We start from the raw sequence: 20,767 nt of genomic DNA, 5'->3' as shown, positions 1-20,767 counted from the left end.
AGGTTATTTAATAGAAAAATAACCTACTTATTAAGTGAAATGGTTATTTATTTACGTATTAAATTTAATTGTGATAATCCTCCAAGAAATAGATTTTTTATAGATATTATTGATGTTTTTATAATATTATTATTTGTACAAATTGTGTTTTCATATATCTTATAAAATTAAATGTTAACTGGAACAGAAATGGCAGATTATATGAGGGGGATTGATGTTGGTATAGATAATAATATTCCACATCATGAAATAGTGAGGAAAATATATTTATGCTATCCAACACATGTTTTTCATAATAATGAAGAGCTACAATATGAAATATTTAATCAGATTAGCTCTAAATTTTGCATACCATTTTCGTCAATACATGTTGTTGGATCTGCAAAAATTGGTCAAAGCATATATAAATCTTCTACGTTCTCTCCAGGAGATTCTGATTTAGATATTGCGATTATTAGTAATGAGTTATTTATTAGGTACTCGGAAATTGTTTTTTATAAAACAAAAGGATTTCAAGATATAAGAGACTTTCCTCAAGATAGAGAGAATAATAGAAGTAAATTTGCACAATATAAAAATTGTATTTCTAAAGGAATATTTAGGCCGGATTTAATGCCGTATTGCCCTGAAAAAGAAGATTGGTTCTCATTTTTTAACAAGTTGTCTCAAAGTTATAGATGCTTATTTAAATCTATAAATGCTGGTATATATCAATCACAATGCTTTTTTGAAATTAAACAATCTGATATAATTGAAAAATATAGAGAGGGGGTAATATGATAGATTATAGAGTTCGCTCAGTTTCTTTACTAAATTTAGTGAATGATATTCGTAGTAAAAAATTAATACCTGACGCATATTTTCAAAGAAATTTGGTTTGGCGAGAAAAACATAAAGTAGATTTTATTGATACAATATTGTCTGGTTATCCTTTCCCTCAGATATTTATATCGAAAGGGAAAATTGATGTGGATAGAATGATAACAGTTTCTTGTATTGTTGATGGACAGCAAAGAACAAATGCGATAATGGAATTTATTGATGATAAGTTTCCTGTTAGGAATAAATATTTTAATGAATTAGATGGTGATGAGAAGGCTAATTTTCTAAAGTATGAGATAGCAGTCATTGAGCTTGATCTTGAAAATGACGATCCTAAGGTTAATGATATATTTCAGAGAATTAATAGAACATCAAATTCTTTGACAAATATAGAAAAATTAGCATCTCAATATTCTACATCAGATTATATGCTTGTTGCGAAATTATTGACTGATCAGATCGATATATCTTGGATAGAAGATGGGGAAGCTATGTTCAAAGAAGATCCAAATATTCCTGTAGAATTCTATTCTTGGGCAAAAACTAAGGAAGTTAATAATTTTAGAAAATTAATTTTAGAGAAAGGTATTTATACATCAAGCGATTTTATTAGAAAAGTACATTTAATTCATATATTGAATATTATGTCAACGTATTTATATTCATTTTTTCATAGGAATGAAAAAACATATGATTATTTGAATAGTTATTCTTATGTGTTTGAAGAAAAAGACGAGCTTATTGATAATTTTGAAAAAACAGCTTATATTATATTAAAAATGAAATTTACTAGTAAATCCTATTGGTTGAATAAAGCTAATTTTTTTACTTTATTCTTGTCTATTGTAAGTAATGTTAGAAATAAAAATATTATAAATATATCCTTACTTAAGGAAAAACTGAATTATTTTTCAGATCATCTTCCTGATGATTATAAATTGGCGGCTAGTGAGGCTGTTAATGATAAAAAAGAAAGACAGTTAAGGGCTGTATATATAGATAAAATAGTTTCTGAATGTGTTAGCTGTCAGCTTTGAACTATTTTTTTTAAAGCGGCAAGGCTTCCTAATTATTATTTGGCTGATTGTTATTTTAATCCGGAGGATAAATTATTCTCCGGTATATTTTAAACCCTATCTTAAATCATGCCTCTTTATGAACTTTTTGTGCTTTTATTTTACGCTAATAAGTAAAATATAGCACAATTGATCAAACTAATAATTTATAGATAAAAGTTACCTTTTGCGGTAATTGAATTGAGTTATGATAACCTTTAAGAAGTATATTTATGGAGCTTGTGGGTGTTTTTATAATATTATGGGTTGTTTGATTGTATATGTCTGATGAATAGAAATGGTGAATTATCTTAAAAGAATTAATACTGTAATAGGGAAAGATCTAATTGAAAATTCTTACTAAAATCTATAAATGCTGATATACCCGTTATCCTTCAAGTTGCCTCTTTGTTGGCTGCGCTCACTCACCCCGGTCACATCGTTATCGATGCTCCAGGGGATTCGCTCCTTTGCCGTCGCGATGCATCTTGAAATCCATTGGGTATATATCAATTAATGCTAAAGTTTCAGTGACTGTAATTATGTTTAATTCCGATTAAATATGAAGGGTGCCTGAGAACCAAGTCATAACAACATCTAAAAGGGCGGGAGTAAAAACCTCCCGCCTAAGGTTGCCTTACCTGTCGCTGGATTCGTAAGCCATGATTGCCGCAACCTCTGTATTACCTCGTTTGATATGGAGTTTACAGATTGAACCCCTTGTTATCCACGTGAATATGAGTAATGTCACACAAATAATGATCAAACTAAATATTGCGATTTTTTGCGGCTTCATAGCCTTCTCTCCTTGCTTTTTGTCAGGTAAGAGGCTAGCCTTATGTTGCTGATACATAGGAGTAGCCTCATTTCGATTTATAGTCGGATGGGGCTTTTCTCTTTCTGCTTGAAACATAATTCTTGCTTAGAACATAATGCTCAAGACAGAAAGTCTCAAGCACCCGGAGGCAGTATACTTTTATTCATCTAAGATGCAAGATATTGAAAATATTTATTATAGTCACGTAATACCTTCTAATTAAATTAACCAGCCAGTATAGCTATTAATAAAGAAAGGAAAGAATGTTGATGATGGAATATATAGATAAAATGGTTTCTTAATGCGTTTGATTAATTGAGTTGATTAAATAGAAAATATATAATAACAACCTCTATTTTACATCTCCGGTTAACGATGTTGCACTTATTATGTGAATCCAAGAATGCCAGAGTTTCAGTAGCTTTAATTTATGCTTAATTCCGCTTAAATATGAAGGGTGCCTGAGAACCAAGTCATAACAACATCTAAAAGGGCGGGAGTAAAAACCTCCCGCCTAAGGTTGCCTTACCTGTCGCTGGATTCGTAAGCCATGATTGCCGCAACCTCTGTATTACCTCGTTTGATATGGAGTTTACAGATTGAACCCCTTGTTATCCACGTGAATATGAGTAATGTCACACAAATAATGATCAAACTAAATATTGCGATTTTTTGCGGCTTCATAGCCTTCTCTCCTTGCTTTTTATCAGGTAAGAGGCTAGCCTTACGTTGCTAGGCATAGGGGTAGCCTCATTTCGATTTATAGTCGGATGGGGCTTTTCTCTTTCTGCCTGAAACATAATGCTTAAGACAGAAAGTCTCAAGCACCCGGAGGCAGTATACTTTTATTCATATAAGATGCAAGATCTTGAAAATATTTATTATTGTCATGTAATACCTTCGAATTAAATTAACCAGCTAATAAAGCTATTAATAAAGAAAGGAAGGCGTGTTGAAAATGGAATATACCCGTCATCTTTCAAGCTGCCTCTTTGTTGGCTGCACTCACTCACCCCGGTCACATCGTTATCTATGCTCCCGGGGATTCGTTCCCTTGTCGTCGCGATGCAACTTGAAATCCATAGGGTATATATAGATAAAATTGTTTCTTAATGCGTTTAATTAATTGTCTCGATTAAATAGAAATTCTATTTCTATATATTATGATCATAATGACAATCTCTATTTTGCATCTTCGGCTAACTATGTCAATTTTATCTGGTTGGCTGCTATTTTCATACTGGGAAAGGAACTATTTTCCCGTATATCTGAAAGTTCACATCAAATAGTGTTTCTGATGAACTTTTTGTGCTTTTATTTTACGCTAATAAGTAAAATATAGCACAATTGATCAAACTAATAATTTATAGATAAAACAATAAATTAAAGATATACCTTCATGTGAAATGAACATAAATCATCGTATTTGTATAAAATTTGGGCTGATCAAGGTATATCCTCTTAAAACAAATGGTTGAAGTGATAAAGGTTATCATTACCATTATACAGGAGGAGAGCACTCCGATAACGGCGGCAAGAATAGCTATAGAATAAATGTGAGGTCAACTATGACAAACAGTGTTGAAACCTTTTCTCTGAATGAAACCGCATGGCAAGGAATCACCATCACCGCGAGAGCCGCAGCGCAGATCTTAAAGTTGATGCAGCAAAACCCACAAAGCAAAGGGTTATATCTGGGGGTTAAGCAATCGGGATGTGCCGGCTTTGGCTATGTGTTTGAGATGGTTAACGATCCCGCACCTGATGATCTGAGGTATGAAAATGAAGGTGCATGTTTATATGTCCCTCTGAAAGCAATGCCATTTATTGATGGTACGGAAGTGGATTTCGTTCGTGAAGGTTTAAATCAGATATTTAAATTCAATAATCCAAAAGCACAACATGCCTGTGGGTGTGGTGAAAGCTTTGGTATATAAGTGTACCAATATATGTCTCAGAGCAATGTAGAAATCAGTGATGATGTGCAGACTTGGCTCAGCGATCATCGCTATAAAGAAGGCTTCTTTACTCAGGTAGCGACGGATGAGCTAGCTAAAGGTTTGAGTGAAGATGTTGTGCGGGCTATTTCCGCAAAACGCAATGAGCCCGAATGGATGCTTGAATTTCGGTTGGAGGCTTATCGCCATTGGTTAGGAATGGAAGAACCCCATTGGTTGAAAGCGAATTATCCTAATCTTGATTACCAGGACTACAGTTACTATTCAGCACCTTCATGCGGTGCTTGTAGTGATAGTTGCAATTCACAATCTGGTGCTGTTCAAGGGACAGGGTCGGAGCAAGCTAATAGCTATTTAACCGCGGAAATTGAAGAAACATTTGATAAGTTGGGTGTTCCTGTACGGGAAGGTGAAGCTGTTGCGGTAGATGCTATTTTTGACTCCGTCTCTGTTTCAACGACCTATCGGGATAAGTTAGCGAAAGAAGGGATTATTTTCTGTTCATTTAGTGAAGCGATACAGGAATATCCCGGATTGGTCCGTAAATACCTCGGCAGTGTGGTTGCAAGCCACGATAATTTTTTTGCCGCGTTGAATGCCGCAGTGGCTTCTGATGGTACTTTTGTTTATGTGCCAAAAGGCGTCCGATGTCCAATGGAACTGTCCACCTATTTTCGTATCAACGCGGCGAAAACGGGCCAATTTGAGCGTACTATCCTGATTGCTGATGAAGGCAGTTATGTCAGCTATATAGAAGGGTGTTCTGCACCGGTGCGTGATAGCTATCAGCTTCATGCTGCTGTTGTCGAAGTGATTATCCATAAAGATGCCGAAGTGAAATATTCCACTGTCCAGAACTGGTTTTCCGGTGGTGACAGTGCTGGGGGAATTCTCAACTTTGTCACTAAAAGGGCATTATGTGAAGGCGAAAATGCCAAAATGTCTTGGACTCAATCGGAAACAGGTTCCGCAATTACTTGGAAATATCCCAGTGTGATCTTGAAAGGGGATAATTCGATTGGCGAATTTTTCTCCGTGGCTTTGACTAACGGTACTCAGCAGGCAGATACCGGTACCAAAATGATCCACATTGGCCGTAATACCAAATCGACCATCATTTCAAAAGGCATTTCTGCTGGCCGTAGTCAGAACAGTTATCGTGGGTTGGTCAAAATATTACCGGGAGCAGAAAACGCCCGTAACTATACCCAATGTGACTCCATGTTGATTGGTACAGAATGTGGTGCACATACATTCCCTTATGTGGAAGTACAGAACAATACGGCGCAACTGGAGCATGAAGCGACAACCTCCCGCATTGGTGAGGATCAATTGTTCTATTGTTTGCAACGTGGCATCAGTGAAGATGATGCTATTTCTATGATTGTTAATGGGTTCTGTAAGGATGTGTTCTCTGAACTTCCCCTTGAATTTGCCGTTGAGGCACAAAAATTGCTGGCGATCAGCCTTGAACACAGTGTCGGATGAGTTTTCCCTGTTTCCCTTTTTTATGACAGAACGTTAAGTCGTTCGAAGGCATGTAATATGTTAAGTATTAAAAACTTACGAGTCAGTGTTGAAGGTAATGAAATCCTAAAAGGATTAAATCTTGACGTTAAACCGGGTGAAATTCATGCCATTATGGGGCCGAACGGTTCCGGTAAAAGTACATTATCAGCAACGTTAGCTGGCCGTGAAGAGTATGAAATCGATGATGGTGAAATCACTTTTAAAGGAAAAAATTTACTTGGATTTGAGCCAGAGGAGCGAGCTGGTGAGGGGATTTTCCTGGCGTTTCAATATCCGGTGGAAATTCCGGGTGTCAGTAATCAATTTTTCCTGCAAACCGCAGTGAACGCTGTCCGCCAATATCGCCATCAGGAGCCGCTGGATCGCTTTGATTTTGCCGATTTTATCGAAGAAAAAATTGAATTGTTAGATATGCCACCGGATTTGCTGACACGTTCAGTTAATGTTGGTTTTTCCGGTGGTGAGAAAAAACGTAATGATATTCTACAAATGGCCGCGCTGGAGCCGACACTTTGTATTCTGGATGAAACAGATTCAGGGCTGGATATTGATGCATTGAAAATTGTGGCTAATGGTGTGAATTCTCTACGTGATCCAAATCGTTCATTCATTATTGTGACCCATTACCAACGTATTTTGGATTATGTGAAACCTGATTTTGTGCATGTGCTTTATCAGGGAAGAATAATTAAATCCGGTGATTTCAGTCTGGCGAAAAAGTTGGAGGAGCAAGGTTATGGCTGGCTTATTGACCAACAGTGAACGAACTGAAAAGGTGCGGCAAGTTGCAGAACGTAACCAGCAAGCATTAGCACGTTTTGCTGATTTGTACCACTGCCGTCATGGTGAGGATTCATTTCATGCCAGTTTGCATTGGCAGACAGCCATTAAAACCGGTTTTCCTCAATTCAGACATGAAGATTGGCGTTATACGCCGCTGGATAAATTGTTAAATCAGCAATACAGCAGCAAAACTTGGGAATTGACAGTAGCACAATGTGAACAGCTAGCGATTTCAATGGATTGTTGGCGTGTCGTGATGGTGAATGGTTGTTTTTCACCGTTACTGAGTTCCTGTGAATTTGGGCCATATCAGCTCAGTTTACTGGATAACAAAAGTGGGCTTCCTGCACCGATACAACAGGGTGAGATTTTTCTGCATTTGACAGAGAGTTTGGCCCAACAGCCTTTGGTTATTACGTTAAAGGCTGGGCAAGTGGCAGAAAAGCCCCTTTACCTGCTGAATATAACCAGTAGTCACTGTAGTGAAGCGTTGAATAGCAGTCATTACCGCTACCACATTGCTGTAGGCACGAATGCGAGCGCCAGCGTGATTGAACATTTCGTCAGTATTGATGGGCAACAACCTCATATGACAGGAGGCCGATTAACCGCGGAAGTGGGGGATAATGCTCATTTCACCCATATAAAACTGGGGGTTGAGAACAGCGCAAGCTATCACTTTGCCCATAACGATATTGTGATTGGTCGTGATGCTCAAGTAAAAAGTACCAGCTTTTTATTAGGCTCAGGGCTTGGCCGACACAATACCAGCGTTAAGTTGAATGGCGAAGGGGCCAATTTGTCGTTGAACAGCTTACTGTTGCCGCAAGGAAAAGAGGTTGCCGATACGCGTACTTATTTGGAACATCATAAGGGACATTGTGAAAGCCGTCAGTTGCATAAAACCATTGTGATGGATCAGAGCAAAGCGGTATTTAACGGCATGATTAAAGTGGCTCCTCACGCATTGAAAACCGACGGACAAATGACCAATAACAATTTGTTGTTAGGCAAACAAGCAGAAGTGGATACCAAACCCCAACTGGAAATTTACGCTGATGATGTGAAATGCAGTCATGGTGCGACTGTTGGTCGGATAGATGAAGAGCAACTGTTTTATCTGCAATCACGCGGTATCAGCCGACGCGATGCAGAGCATATGATGGTATTTGCTTTTGCTGCGGAGCTGACTGAATCTATTGAAGATGAATCCCTGAAGGCTATTGTTATGAACCACATTAAGCACCGTTTAGCGAGAGTGGAAAGATGACTTTTTCTGTAAAAAAGGTGCGGCAAGATTTCCCGGTATTAACTCAACAGGTTAATGGGCATCCACTGGTTTATCTTGATAGTGCTGCTAGTGCTCAGAAGCCGGTTTCGGTTATTGAACGAGAAAGTGAATTTTGTTTGCACCAGTATGCGGCAGTGCACCGGGGAATTCATACCCTGAGCTCTGCGGCTACTCGAATGGTTGAAAATGTGCGCTACCAGATAGCGCAATTTATTCATGCTCAAAGTCATGAAGAAATTGTCTTCGTCAAAGGTACGACGGAAGGGATTAACCTGATTGCTAACAGTTATGGCCGCAAGTTTATCAATAATGGCGATAATATTGTTATTACTGAAATGGAACATCACGCCAATATCGTTCCGTGGTATATGCTGGCAGAACAGATTGGGTTTGAAATTAGAGTATGGCCATTGAATGAGAATGGCGAATTGGATCAAGCAATTTTAGCTTCTTTGATTGATTCACGGACTAAATTGCTTTCTTTTACTCATCTCTCTAATGTGCTTGGCACCGTGAATCCTGTACGTCAAATCATAAAACAGGCAAGAAAACTGGCTGATGAGCAGGAAGGGCGGTTACATATTCTGGTCGATGGCGCTCAGGCCATTATGCATAAGCAAATTGATGTGCAGGATCTGGATTGCGATTTCTATGTTTTTTCCAGTCACAAATTATATGGCCCAACAGGCATTGGTGTGCTTTATGGGCGCAAATCCCTGCTGGATGCTATGCCACCTTGGGAAGGGGGTGGCGCGATGATAAAACAGGTCAGCCTGCAAAAGGGGATAACCTATGCAGAACCACCGTGGCGATTTGAGGCGGGAACCCCAAATATTACGGGAATTATTGGGCTTGGTGCTGCTGTCGATTATGTCACTTCACTTGGGCTGGATGAAATTCAGCAGCATGAACAGGCACTGATGGATTATGCAATGGCACGGCTGAAAGAGGTCAAAACCCTGAAATTGTATGGTCCTGAGCAACGTCAGGGGGTTATTGCTTTCAACCTTGGCCGACATCATGCTTATGATGTGGGAAGTTTCCTCGACCAATATGGGATAGCGATCCGTACCGGGCATCATTGTGCCCTTCCTGTGATGGAACATTATCACGTTTCCAGTATGTGTAGGGCCTCATTGGCGATTTATACTACGCAAGAAGATATTGATGCACTTGTTGTTGCATTGCAACGAATAGAACAGTTACTGGGTTGAGTAAGGTATAGCTCGAAAGAGTGATAAGGAAAAAGTCATGGCAAGTTTGCCCGACACAAATAAGTTGTTACGTAATTTTTCCCGTTGCCGGAATTGGGAAGAAAGATATCTCTATATGATTGAACTGGGGGCGAAGTTGCCTCCTCTTACTGACGAACAACGCCAACCTGAGAACTTAATCGCAGGTTGCCAGAGCCAGGTGTGGATATTACTGAGAATGAATCACCAAAACAAAGTGGAATTTATTGGTGATAGTGATGCTGCGATTGTTAAAGGATTGGTTGCGATTGTCTTTATTCTGTTTCAAGGTAAAACAACCCAGGAGATTCTGGATTTGGATGTGACTGAATATTTTGGAAAATTGTCTTTGGAGCAACATCTGACACCCTCACGCACGCAGGGGCTGCACGCGATGATACATGCCATCCGAAATAGGACAAGTAAAATGGTTTAGTTGCCAGTCTTACGCGTTTCTTCAGCTACTGATAATATGTACGGCCAACAAAGAGGCAACTTGAAAGATGACGGGTATAAATTTATTCAATAACATTCAGAAGTCATTCCAGGAAGCAAGCATGAAACGAGTTTTAACGTTTATTGGCGTGTTATTGTTCAGTGGGCTAACTAACACAGTCAGTGCCACAGAATATACTTTGCCAGCGGCCAATAGTCGTTTAATTGGCGAAAATACGACATTGGTTGTACCCGATGATGGACGTTCTTTAGAGGCCATTGCTGCTGAATATAAAATTGGTTTACTGGCAATGCTGGAAGCTAATCCAGGTACCGACCCTTATTTGCCTGCTCAGGGTTCTGAACTGATTATTCCATCACAAATGTTGTTGCCTGATACACCGAGGCAGGGAATTGTGATTAACCTTGCAGAACTTAGACTCTACTATTTTCCTAAAGGAAAAAACAACGTCATCGTGTATCCCATTGGTATTGGGCAACTCGGTCGTAATACGCCAGTGATGACAACATCTGTGAGTCAGCTAATTAAAGATCCAACTTGGACGCCGACTAAGAATATCCGTAAACATTATGCTGAACAGGGGGTTATTTTACCTGCGGTTGTTCCTGCTGGTCCGGAAAACCCAATGGGCGCATTTGCGTTGCGCTTAGCAGCCGGGCGTGGAGAATACTTGATCCACGGCACGAATGCTGATTTTGGTATCGGTATGCGGGTGAGTTCCGGTTGTATCCGTTTACGTCCTGATGATATTGAAACGTTATTCAACGCCGTTCCTCGTGGAACACGAGTACAGATTATCAATGAAGCGGTTAAGTATTCTGTAGAACCAAGTGGTAAGCGTTATATTGAAGTACATCAGCCATTGTCTAAAAAAGAGGATGATAATCCACAGACATTACCTATTGTCCGCTCAGCCGATTTGAACAAGTTCATTGATAATAACAAGACAGATAAGAATATTGTTGAACAAGCGATGGTACGTCGTTCTGGTATGCCAGTGCTGGTAAGTAAAGGTATAGAGCCTGAAACACAACAGGATTTACCAGAAGAGAATCCAGAAGAGAATATCGTGCCGATGGAAGATGATGTTAAAGGTGCAGAACAGGCAGTGAATAACGATGTATCTGAATCGTTTAAATTACCGCCGTTATATCAGCCTGGGCCAATCTATCGGGAAAATTAATATTTTATTGCGGACAAGGAAGTCAGCGAATATTTACCTGACAGAATCTGATGATAAAAAAATGGCACACAGATGGACTGTGTGCCATTTTTGTACATAATTACAAAAAATTATTTTTTGTAGGAACGAACTTGATTATCCAGACGCTGATTCGCACGAGCTGCATCGTCTTTAGCGGCTTGAACGTCAGTATGTACTGCGTTCACGTCATTGCTCAGTTGATCAACTTTTGCATTCAGAGTCTGAATATCAGAAGTCAGTTGGTCAACCTTAGCAGTGCTTGAACAACCAGCCAACAGAGTAGAAGCCAGAACTACTGCACCCAGTACAATTTTAGTACGATTCATTATAATACCCTCTAGATTTAAGTTAATCTCCAAGTAGCCATGTAAGTATTACACAAAGTTTTTTAGAAAGAGAATAAATTTTTATCATGAAAACCAATTATTTCAATTTTTCTCTTTAGTGAGCGGATAATTTTCATCTAAATGTAAAAAAACAAAACCGTTGAGTAACATTTTAATCAAAAAAAGCCTATTCCATGAGGGAATGATATTCTTCGAAATAATTTTAGTTAAAAATTCTTATAAATAAGAAATACAACATCCAGGTCATCTTACCTCTATTGAACTATCGGAGTATCTCATTTATGAAGCTATTTTTTTATACATAAATTTAGGGTTTCTCTTAAAACAAATTTGTTAAGTAAATCTTATTGTAGATGAATAACTTGACAATGTTCAGGTTGAATCCTAGGCTCAAATTCAAACTGGTAAGAGGAGTTTGTTATGTTAAGTGATCAATCTAACGAATATTTTAACATCAGCATTGACAACGGAGTCGCTCATTTACAACTCAGTCGTCCCGAAAAGGCAAATAGTTTGGCGCTTGGGTTTTGGAAACGGTTTCCTGAAACAGTAGAACAACTCAGTCGTTCAGGTGAAGTGCGGGCAATGGTGATATCTGCACAGGGAAACACATTTTGTGGTGGGCTTGACTTGCAAATCTTTGCCTCTAGCAAAGAGGCTAATACGGCTAATCCTAATGAGCGGGAAGCGATGCAGTTCAGCTTATTGCAAATGCAAGAGGCGATAAGCGTATTGGAACATGCCCGATTCCCCATTATTGCCGCAGTACAAGGCGCTTGTCTTGGTGCAGGTTTTGATTTAATTGCTGCGTGCGATTTTTGTTTTGCTGCTGAAAATGCGAAGTTTCGTATAGAAGAAACCAATATTGGTATGATGGCTGACTTAGGTATTCTTCAACGTTTGCAACATTTGATCCCAAGTGGTATAGCTCGCTATCTCGCGCTAACTGGGGATACGTTGAGTGCGGTTCAGGCTCATGATTTGGGGCTGGTGGTAAAAGTGTTCCCTTCTACGGAAACACTAATCGAAGGTGCTCTCGCGACTGCCCGGCGTATTGCTGATCGGCCACCAATTGCTATTAACGGGGTTAAACGAGCCATGCTTTACAGCCGTGATCATGGTGTTTACGAATCATTGCAACAAATAGCACTTTTGCAAGCTTCGATTTTTAGCCGTCAAGATATCCTGTGCTCGATTCAAGCGAAAGCGACCGGAACAAAAAGTGAGTTCCAAAATTTAAGTGAAGTCGGTAAAGCTTTCGATGAGCCATGATTAAGACAAAGATATTGATGATATGTAAAGTGGATTCTCCACAAATAATGTAGTGCTGGAAAATGCCATCATTGTTGAGAGTTAAGCCATTTTCTGACCGCGAGAAAACAGAGAATGGCATTATTATTAATCTTAACGGGTATAATATGACGATTGGGAAAGTAATTTGGTATTGGCGGAGAAAACCAGATATTCAATATCCTGAAACACCGCCATATTTACGGTGTTTCAGAAATAAAGCGACTTATTAAATTAAAGGACGTGAACAGACGACGTGTTGGTTGTGCCGCTTGGAACCAGGGCACCAGATACCATAACCACGATTTCACCTTTCTTCGCTAGGCCACTTGCTAGCGCCGCTTCTTTACCAATGCGGTAGAAATCGTCGGTAGAGGCGATTTCTTTAACAATTTGGGTAAAAACACCCTTAACAAGCAGTAATTGGCGGGCAGTCACTTCATTAGTCGTTAATGCCAGAATGGGCGCGTCAGGGAAATACTTACGAATGGATTTGGCAGATTTACCGCCATAGGTTGCGACCACAATCAGAGGGGCTTCCAGTTTTTCTGCTGTTTCAACGGCACCACGACACACCGCTTCGGTCACGCGCAGGTTACGGCAATGGACGGCTTCGATACGGCTTGGCATAACGCGGTCTGTACGTTCACAAATCGTTGCCATGATAGTCACTGCTTCTATTGGATATTTGCCTTTTGCACTTTCGCCAGAAAGCATAACTGCATCAGTACCATCCAAAATAGCGTTAGCGACGTCACCGGCTTCCGCACGGGTAGGGCGCGGGTTTTTAATCATAGAATCGAGCATTTGAGTTGCAGTGATAACAACTTTGCGAGCGATATTACATTTTTGAATCATCATCTTCTGGGCGAAGATCACTTCTTCAACCGGAATTTCAACGCCAAGATCACCACGAGCAACCATGATCCCGTCAGAAGCTTCCAGAATTTCATCAAAATTGTTCAGACCTTCCTGATTTTCAATCTTAGAGATGATTTGAATGTTTTCACCGCCGTGCGCTTTCAGATGTTCACGGATTTCCAGAACATCGGAGCGCTTGCGGATAAAAGAAGCGGCGACGAAATCAACACCTTGTTGGCAACCAAAGATCAAATCTTGCTTATCTTTTTCAGCCAGGGCAGGCAGGCTGATGGAAATACCCGGCAGATTAACACCTTTATTTTCCCCCAAATCACCGTTATTCAAAACTTGGCAAATAACCTCTGACTTAGTGACTTCTTTAACTGTCATGCCGATCAAGCCGTCATCAACTAGCACGGTATTACCGGGAGCCAGATCCGCGGGGAAACCGCGGTAAGTGACAGCAACACGGTCTTTATTACCGATAACGGAAGTGTCAGTGGTAAAAGTGAAGGTCTGACCTGCGGTTAGAGAGACATCGTTACCGCCTTCCAGCTTCATAGTTCGAATTTCAGGGCCTTTAGTATCCAGCAAAATAGCGGCTTGTTTACCTGTCTTAGTCATAACTGAATGGATATTTTGAATACGCTGGCCGTGCTCTTCATAGTCTCCGTGTGAAAAGTTGAGGCGCATAACATTCATGCCGGCATTCAACAGTTCGGCCAGTTTTTCTTCGGATTCTGTTTTTGGTCCGATAGTACAAACAATTTTGGTTTTTTTCATGACAATCTATCTACAGGTTTTAATTGGATAAAATAGTGAGTCGCCAACTTTATGGTTTGCGCAGATACCATGTGGTGTTGAACGTTGCGCAACATCATTAAGGACAAGTGGCGTGGAAGACATGCGGTGCTTTTCGTGTGAGGTTAGGCACATGTAATTATGCGAGCTTATATACCCGTTATCTTTCAAGTTGCCTCTTTGTTGGCTGTACTCACTCACCTCGGTCACATAGTTACCTATGTGACCGGGGATTCGCGATGCATCTTGAAATCCATAGGGTATACATACGATTAATCTGTAACTTTTCAGTGTTCGGCAAATCAATAAGCTGAAACCATTCAACCCTAAATTTCGCCGTATTATAGAGACTTATTTCTGTGAAATGAATCGAAAAATGATTATATGAATTAATTATAACGGTAAACTGGAAAAATGACGCAGATCTTAACAGAGGAGAGTTATTGCTCATTGCGCAAACTGTTTGTAAACAAACAACAGTCTATTTTGACGTGGGAAATAAATTAAGCACAACCAAGAGAAAAGATAATAAAAACAGGAAGATTTATTTGTAGACTTGGTGCGTCCGAGTGGACTCGAACCACCGACCCCCACCATGTCAAGGTGGTGCTCTAACCAACTGAGCTACGGACGCACTATAACCCGGTGTAATCAATACAAACCGGTGTAATCACTATGCAATTGGTGCGTCCGAGTGGACTCGAACCACCGACCCCCACCATGTCAAGGTGGTGCTCTAACCAACTGAGCTACGGACGCAATCTAAATTGCATTGGTGACAACGGGGACGAATATTAACGGCGAGTTAGCCTTCTGGCAAGGGGAATAACACAAATTATTGTTCAACTGTTCGTATTTGCATCTGTTACAGTGAGTTTGTCGTTTATTCCACCAGTTAAGTATTCATCCCCGGCTTTAGAGTAAAGTAAATTAGTGGGTTGAATGTTGTAAAATTACCTCATCTGGTTGTTTTTGTGTCCATGAAATACGAGCAAATATCATCACTGCTGATGCAGTCAGGCCAATAATAAAGCCGATCCAGAACCCTTGTGGCCCCATCGCGGGTACAATATAGTCGGTTAATCCCAGGATATAACCGCTTGGTAGCCCCAGAATCCAGAAAGCGATAAAAGTGATATAAAAGATAGAACGCGTATCTTTATATCCACGTAAAACGCCAGCCCCTACCACTTGTATGGCATCAGATAATTGGTAAAGCGCGGCAAATAGCATCAGATGTGATGCCATGGTGATAACTTCAGGATTGTCGTTATACATCAAGGCGATCGGCTCTCGCAGAATAATAGAAAAGGTTGCGGTTAAACAAGCAAATACCAAACCAACCATAATTCCGGTATAGGCTGATATCCGGGCATTCTCGATAGATTTTTTCCCTAAATTATAGCCAACACGAATAGTGGTTGCTGCGGCCAAAGATATTGGGAACATAAACATTAATGAACTAAAATTTTGGGCAATTTGGTGCCCTGCAACAGCAGTAACGCCTAAAGGAGAGATCAATAATGCCACTATGGCAAATAACGTAATTTCGAAAAATACCGCCATCGCAATAGGCAAGCCGAGGGCTGAAATGCGTTTCAAAATATGCCATTCTGGTGCGGCAAAGCGATGTTTAGGGCGGATATCCCTCTGTGATGATGCACGTTTCACATACCAACGCATTAGCAGGAACATGACCCAGTAAACGCTGGCGGTAGCAACACCACAGCCGACACCACCTAAAGCGGGCGCGCCAAATTTACCATAAATGAATATGTAGTTAATCGGAATATTAATCAATAATCCTAAAAAACTAATCACCATGCCTGGTTTGGTTTTCGATAAACCTTCACATTGATTACGCAGTACCTGATAAAACAGATAGCCCGGCGCACCCCACATTATTGCGTGGATAAATCCAACGGCTTTTTCTGCCAAAATTGGATCTATATTGTGTTGCCTGTCAATCAGGAACTTGCTGTTGTATAGAATAGCAATAATGATAATGGAGAGAAAAATCGCTAGCCAGAACCCTTGCTGAGTTTGGCTAGCAATGAGATTCCTGCGACCAGAACCGTTCATTTGCGCAATAATGGGGGTTAAAGCTAATAGTAAGCCGTAACCAAATAAGATAACTGGCAGCCAGATCGAGGTGCCAACAGCAACCGCGGACATATCTGTTGCACTGACGCTACCCGCCATAACGGTGTCCACAACCCCCATTGCAGTTTGTGAAAATTGAGCAATAATGACGGGAATCCCCAGAGCGAGCAAACTACGCGCTTCTTTTAAATACTTCTGCACGCATTACACCTTTTTTATTGAAAGTAGAAAATATTAAGAAAGATATCTGTATATAAGAAACGATTTTTGAAAAATCAACCGCTTACTAACCGGAGTATTGTATCTATTTAATACCATATTACAACAATAATGCTGAGTTTATATTCAAATGATCAGGTGGTATTTATCAATGACAACTTGATATAAACTAATTAATAATTATACACAATCATTAAGAGGTTCTTCTATGTTCACGGGCATTGTTCAGGGAAAAGCACCCTTGGTTGCTATTGATGAAAAAAGTAATTTTCGGACTCATGTTGTTAAATTCCCGGCTGAATTATTGCCAGGTATTGAAACAGGGGCGTCAGTTGCCAATAACGGTTGTTGTCTGACGGTAACCAAAATAGAAGGCGATGAGATTAGTTTCGACTTGATGAAAGAGACTCTACGTCTGACTAATCTTGGTGATTTACAGCTAGGGGATTATGTGAACCTGGAGCGGGCGGCTAAATTTGGGGATGAAATTGGTGGACATTTGATGTCCGGTCATATCATCACGGTTGCTGAGATAGCTAAAATTTTCACTTCAGAAAATAATCATCAAATATGGTTCCGTATCCATGATAAGCAATTAATGAAATATATCTTACATAAAGGATTTATCGGCATCGACGGAATCAGCCTGACAATTGGCGATGTTGTTAATAATCGTTTTTGCGTTCACCTTATTCCTGAAACACTGGAACGTACGACATTAGGTAAAAAACGTCTTGGTCAGAGGGTTAATATCGAGATTGATTCACAAACTCAAGCGATTGTTGATACTGTGGAGCGTGTTCTTGCTCAGAAAGAGCGGGAACGGGTTGCCTCTCAGCAACCGGAGACATTGATGGAAGAATGCGCAATAAATGAGGAGCGATAGGGGGACCCCGATTTTCGCTTTCGAACAGAATTAACCGTGTGCTAAAAGGGAGCATTGAACCCATCGATGCTCCTTTTTGTGATTTATATTGCAGTGTTTTGCATGTAATGTTAACTAATATAGTTAATATTGTTATTATTGTGTTAATGCGTTTTCTCGTAAAGCGCAGGTTAATCCCCGTGATGATATTTTTAGAGGTTACTTTTTTATGGAAAACCCGATTGAGTTAGATGAATGGCTTGAAGAACCTACACATGATGATGCTGTTGAAATGATGAATGCACAAGCTGTCGTACCTTTTGGTACCGCACTTTGGCCTTAACGGTTTTTTATAATTAAGGTTCTTTATAATACTATATAAGTAAGGGGAGTCACCCCTTACTTAAAAATAAACAGGATTGTCCTCATGGATAAAAGTCTTGAAAATATGTATTGTTGTTTATCACATCATCCCGCAATTTCGGATAAAGTAAGAAATGGTGAATGTATAAAAATATTTATCGGATCTGATACTGAGCATAGCGATATTGCGCAGAAGATGTATATGTATAAGAAGAATTTCGATGTAAAGTCTGATTTTGCTTTTTTAGAAAAAACATCACCGGACGATATAAAACAAAAAATATCTGATTGTGATTTGTTTATTTTTCTTTACGCATCATCAACATTAAAGAATGCATCTCCACAAGGGCCAGAATATCTAACCAAAATAAGAAGCTTTATTACTGAATCATGGAAGAAATCTGTATTGTTTAAAGATTATGGCCCACATTTCATTGAAGCATTTAGCGAGCCACCAGCATCAATAACAGAAAGGAACAAAAAACTTATTGAATTATCAAATCGATCACAGAAGATTCAATATACAGATAATAAAGGGAACTCAATTGTAGGTTATTTAGAAAAAGACCATAAGTGGACTTCCATTGATGGCAGTGGAAATCTTGATGTTATTCCTGGGGAAATAGCAAGCCATATAAAGCGCCTTAACGGTAGTGTCAGCTTTAGTGGCACTTTTTTGAGTACGGCACCCTTTGCCATAAAGTATGGGGTTGTCAATGATATGATGACTATAAATATAAAAGAGGGTGAAATTATTGGATTTGATTGTGAACATGATGAATTTAGTCGGGATTTTAATTTATACCTAAACCATAATCACGGAAACCGAATTGTTGAAGAGTTTGGTATTGGGACTAACAGGGGTGTGAAAGCGCTTTATGGCAGAAATGCTGGTTTTGAAGAACGACATCCTGGTTTACATCTTGGTTTGGGTGGTGGTGTAAAAGGGAGTCATCATTTAGATTTGATATTTTCTGGTGGAAAAATAGCATTTGATCAAACGGTCTTCTTTGATAATGGTTATGTGAATGATTTCCGTTAGTGGAAAACAGAGCGATCTTTTTAAAATTAGAGTTAAACATGGATATGTTTGTTGTATTGACTAAAAGCTACAGTGGAAACCTGTAGCTTTTATACCCTATGGATTTCAAGATGGATCGCGACGGCAAGGGAGTGTAGCCAACAAAAGAGGTAACTTGAAAGATGACGGATATATACCCTATGGATTTCAAGATGCATCGCGACGGCAAGGGAGCGAATCCCCGGGAGCATAGAGAACTATGTGACCGGGGTGAGTGAGTGCAGCCAACAAAGAGGTAACTTGAAAGATGACGGGTATAGTTAATTATCGGGCTACTCGTAACCCACCTTCAATACCTTTTAGACTGAATATAATTTGCCACAATTGGATATCGCGAGCACGAAATGCACCTGCACAGGCGTTCAGATAATAGCTAAACATGCGTTTAAATGTTGGACTATAGTTATTTTCTATTTCAGGCCAGCAGGTAATAAATCTTTCATGCCAGGCCATCAATGTGCGGTCATAATCTGCGCTAAAGTTATGCCAATCTTCCATAACAAAACGGCTTTTACTGGTGTGGGCTATTTGCTCAATAGAAGGCAGGCAGCCATTAGGAAAAATATATTTGCTGATCCACGGGTCAGCACTGGTTTTAGTTTTGTTGGAACCAGCGGTATGTAGCAGGAATAAGCCATCAGGTTTCAGGTTTCGTTGAACAACGTCGAAGTAAGTCGCATAATTTTTAGGTCCAACGTGTTCAAACATACCGACAGAAACAATTTTGTCGAACTGTTCATGTAAATCCCGATAATCTTTCAGAATGATTTTTACATCCAGATTTGTACATTGTTTCTGTGCATATTTCTGTTGTTCGGCTGAAATAGTGATACCTGTGACGGAAACACCATAATTTTTAGCCGCATAAGCTGATAGCCCACCCCAACCACAGCCAATATCCAACAGAGTCATACCTGGAGAAAGCGCCAATTTCTCACAGATGAGTTTCAACTTATCAAGCTGAGCCTGTTCCAGTGTTTTAGCTTGTTTCCAGTATCCGCAGGAATATTGCATATAAGGGTCAAGCATATGGGTAAAAAGATCATTGCCTAAATCATAATGTTGATGACCGACAATCCATGATCGTTTTGGCGTTTGCAGATTACGTAAGCGGGTTATTGCGATTCTCACTATATCTTTGAGATTATTGGGCATTTTATTTTCTAATCCGGCGCGTAAAACGCGATAAAAGAAAATATCCAACCGTTCACAATCCCACCAGCCATCCATATAACTTTCACCTAATCCCATCGAACCTTGTTGTAAAACTCTTTTATAGAAATTAGCGTTTTTTATCTGGATATCATAAGGGTTGTGACCATTAATTTGAACACCTGCTTCTTCTAGCATCTCATTGGTCATTCTCTGCCAGGAGTTAATGGCTGTTTTCGGGTTTTTAATACAAGATGAACTCATATACTCTCCAACGTTAGGGTGATGGAATACTGAGGAGCTCGTTTTAGCTAGCAAAGCAGGATGCTAAGACGCAAAATGCAAAAAATAACAAAGAATCAAAGTAAAAAACCTTAAAGATGACTAATCCATGAGTTTAATGGGGCAGTCATTGCTCCTGAAAACCTCAAATTCCAGGTTATACCTTATAGATTTCAAGATGCATCGCGACGGCAAGGGAGCGAATCCCCGGGAGCATAGGTAACTATGTGACCGGGGTGAGTGAGTGCAGCCAA

General features: G+C 39.7%; 18 protein-coding genes and 2 tRNA genes. 12 read left to right on the top strand and 8 right to left on the bottom strand.

Annotated features, from left to right (window positions below; genetic code table 11):
• Positions 1-189: 189 nt before the first annotated feature.
• Positions 190-780: a hypothetical protein gene (locus PluTT01m_RS13505; protein WP_049789780.1), complete on the top strand. Its 591-nt coding sequence runs from the start codon at positions 190-192 to the stop codon at positions 778-780.
• Entirely contained in the window at positions 777-1,859 is a 1,083-nt protein-coding gene (locus PluTT01m_RS13500; protein ID WP_011146845.1) for a DUF262 domain-containing protein, read from the top strand. Before PluTT01m_RS13505 ends, PluTT01m_RS13500 begins: the two co-directional genes overlap by 4 nt.
• 655 nt (positions 1,860-2,514) lie before the next feature.
• On the opposite strand, the gene PluTT01m_RS13495 is transcribed toward PluTT01m_RS13500, so the two are convergent.
• Both PluTT01m_RS13495 and PluTT01m_RS13490 read right to left on the bottom strand, forming a co-directional pair.
• Complete coding sequence (locus PluTT01m_RS13495) at positions 2,515-2,673, bottom strand: Hok/Gef family protein (protein ID WP_071824117.1); 159 nt, start codon at positions 2,671-2,673, stop codon at positions 2,515-2,517.
• A gap of 546 nt (positions 2,674-3,219) precedes the next feature.
• On the bottom strand, positions 3,220-3,378 hold the full coding sequence (locus tag PluTT01m_RS13490) for a Hok/Gef family protein (protein ID WP_071824117.1): 159 nt from the start codon (positions 3,376-3,378) through the stop codon (positions 3,220-3,222).
• An 884-nt stretch (positions 3,379-4,262) separates the two neighbouring features.
• Here PluTT01m_RS13490 and sufA point away from each other — a divergent pair.
• The 7 genes from sufA (at position 4,263) to PluTT01m_RS13455 (ending at position 11,128) form a co-directional block, all read left to right on the top strand.
• A complete protein-coding gene (gene sufA / locus PluTT01m_RS13485) occupies positions 4,263-4,631 on the top strand; it encodes a Fe-S cluster assembly scaffold SufA (RefSeq protein ID WP_011146844.1) in 369 nt (122 codons plus the stop codon).
• A 12-nt stretch (positions 4,632-4,643) separates the two neighbouring features.
• Positions 4,644-6,140: a Fe-S cluster assembly protein SufB gene (gene sufB / locus PluTT01m_RS13480; protein ID WP_011146843.1), complete on the top strand. Its 1,497-nt coding sequence runs from the start codon at positions 4,644-4,646 to the stop codon at positions 6,138-6,140.
• Between the two features lie 57 nt (positions 6,141-6,197).
• Positions 6,198-6,944 (top strand): Fe-S cluster assembly ATPase SufC, encoded by a 747-nt coding sequence (gene sufC, locus PluTT01m_RS13475; RefSeq protein WP_011146842.1) that lies wholly within the window; start codon positions 6,198-6,200, stop codon positions 6,942-6,944.
• On the top strand, positions 6,919-8,235 hold the full coding sequence (gene sufD / locus PluTT01m_RS13470; RefSeq protein WP_011146841.1) for a Fe-S cluster assembly protein SufD: 1,317 nt from the start codon (positions 6,919-6,921) through the stop codon (positions 8,233-8,235). The genes sufC and sufD overlap by 26 nt, the downstream gene beginning before the upstream one ends.
• Positions 8,232-9,470: a cysteine desulfurase SufS gene (gene sufS / locus PluTT01m_RS13465; protein ID WP_011146840.1), complete on the top strand. Its 1,239-nt coding sequence runs from the start codon at positions 8,232-8,234 to the stop codon at positions 9,468-9,470. Before sufD ends, sufS begins: the two co-directional genes overlap by 4 nt.
• A 37-nt stretch (positions 9,471-9,507) precedes the next feature.
• Entirely contained in the window at positions 9,508-9,924 is a 417-nt protein-coding gene (gene sufE, locus PluTT01m_RS13460; protein WP_011146839.1) for a cysteine desulfuration protein SufE, read from the top strand.
• 121 nt (positions 9,925-10,045) lie between these two features.
• The gene (locus tag PluTT01m_RS13455) at positions 10,046-11,128 is read left to right on the top strand and encodes a L,D-transpeptidase family protein (protein WP_011146838.1); all 1,083 of its coding nucleotides are present in this window, start codon (positions 10,046-10,048) and stop codon (positions 11,126-11,128) included.
• 110 nt (positions 11,129-11,238) lie between these two features.
• Here PluTT01m_RS13455 and PluTT01m_RS13450 read toward each other — a convergent pair whose 3' ends face one another.
• On the bottom strand, positions 11,239-11,475 hold the full coding sequence (locus tag PluTT01m_RS13450) for a major outer membrane lipoprotein (protein ID WP_011146837.1): 237 nt from the start codon (positions 11,473-11,475) through the stop codon (positions 11,239-11,241).
• 441 nt (positions 11,476-11,916) lie between these two features.
• Between PluTT01m_RS13450 and PluTT01m_RS13445 the strand changes: the two genes are divergently transcribed.
• Complete coding sequence (locus PluTT01m_RS13445) at positions 11,917-12,768, top strand: enoyl-CoA hydratase-related protein (protein ID WP_011146836.1); 852 nt, start codon at positions 11,917-11,919, stop codon at positions 12,766-12,768.
• 252 nt (positions 12,769-13,020) lie between these two features.
• On the opposite strand, the gene pykF is transcribed toward PluTT01m_RS13445, so the two are convergent.
• The 4 genes from pykF to PluTT01m_RS13420 all read right to left on the bottom strand — a co-directional run bounded on the left by pykF (position 13,021) and on the right by PluTT01m_RS13420 (position 16,752).
• Positions 13,021-14,430 (bottom strand): pyruvate kinase PykF, encoded by a 1,410-nt coding sequence (pykF, locus tag PluTT01m_RS13435; RefSeq protein WP_011146835.1) that lies wholly within the window; start codon positions 14,428-14,430, stop codon positions 13,021-13,023.
• A gap of 575 nt (positions 14,431-15,005) precedes the next feature.
• A tRNA-Val gene (locus tag PluTT01m_RS13430) sits at positions 15,006-15,082 on the bottom strand.
• Between the two features lie 48 nt (positions 15,083-15,130).
• A tRNA-Val gene (locus tag PluTT01m_RS13425) sits at positions 15,131-15,207 on the bottom strand.
• A 171-nt stretch (positions 15,208-15,378) separates the two neighbouring features.
• Complete coding sequence (locus tag PluTT01m_RS13420) at positions 15,379-16,752, bottom strand: MATE family efflux transporter (RefSeq protein ID WP_011146833.1); 1,374 nt, start codon at positions 16,750-16,752, stop codon at positions 15,379-15,381.
• A gap of 226 nt (positions 16,753-16,978) precedes the next feature.
• Between PluTT01m_RS13420 and PluTT01m_RS13415 the strand changes: the two genes are divergently transcribed.
• Both PluTT01m_RS13415 and PluTT01m_RS13410 read left to right on the top strand, forming a co-directional pair.
• Entirely contained in the window at positions 16,979-17,656 is a 678-nt protein-coding gene (locus PluTT01m_RS13415) for a riboflavin synthase (protein WP_011146832.1), read from the top strand.
• Between the two features lie 406 nt (positions 17,657-18,062).
• The gene (locus tag PluTT01m_RS13410; RefSeq protein ID WP_011146831.1) at positions 18,063-19,040 is read left to right on the top strand and encodes a CgnE/CgnB domain-containing protein; all 978 of its coding nucleotides are present in this window, start codon (positions 18,063-18,065) and stop codon (positions 19,038-19,040) included.
• Positions 19,041-19,343: 303 nt separating this feature from the next.
• Here the strand turns inward: PluTT01m_RS13410 and cfa are convergent, their stop codons facing one another.
• Entirely contained in the window at positions 19,344-20,495 is a 1,152-nt protein-coding gene (gene cfa, locus PluTT01m_RS13405) for a cyclopropane fatty acyl phospholipid synthase (RefSeq protein ID WP_011146830.1), read from the bottom strand.
• Positions 20,496-20,767 lie beyond the last annotated feature (272 nt).

The sequence above is a fragment of the Photorhabdus laumondii subsp. laumondii genome (assembly GCF_003343245.1).
Classification (GTDB): domain Bacteria; phylum Pseudomonadota; class Gammaproteobacteria; order Enterobacterales; family Enterobacteriaceae; genus Photorhabdus; species Photorhabdus laumondii.
Note: the sequence above shows the minus strand (reverse complement) of the source record. Positions and strands in the feature narration are given on the sequence as shown.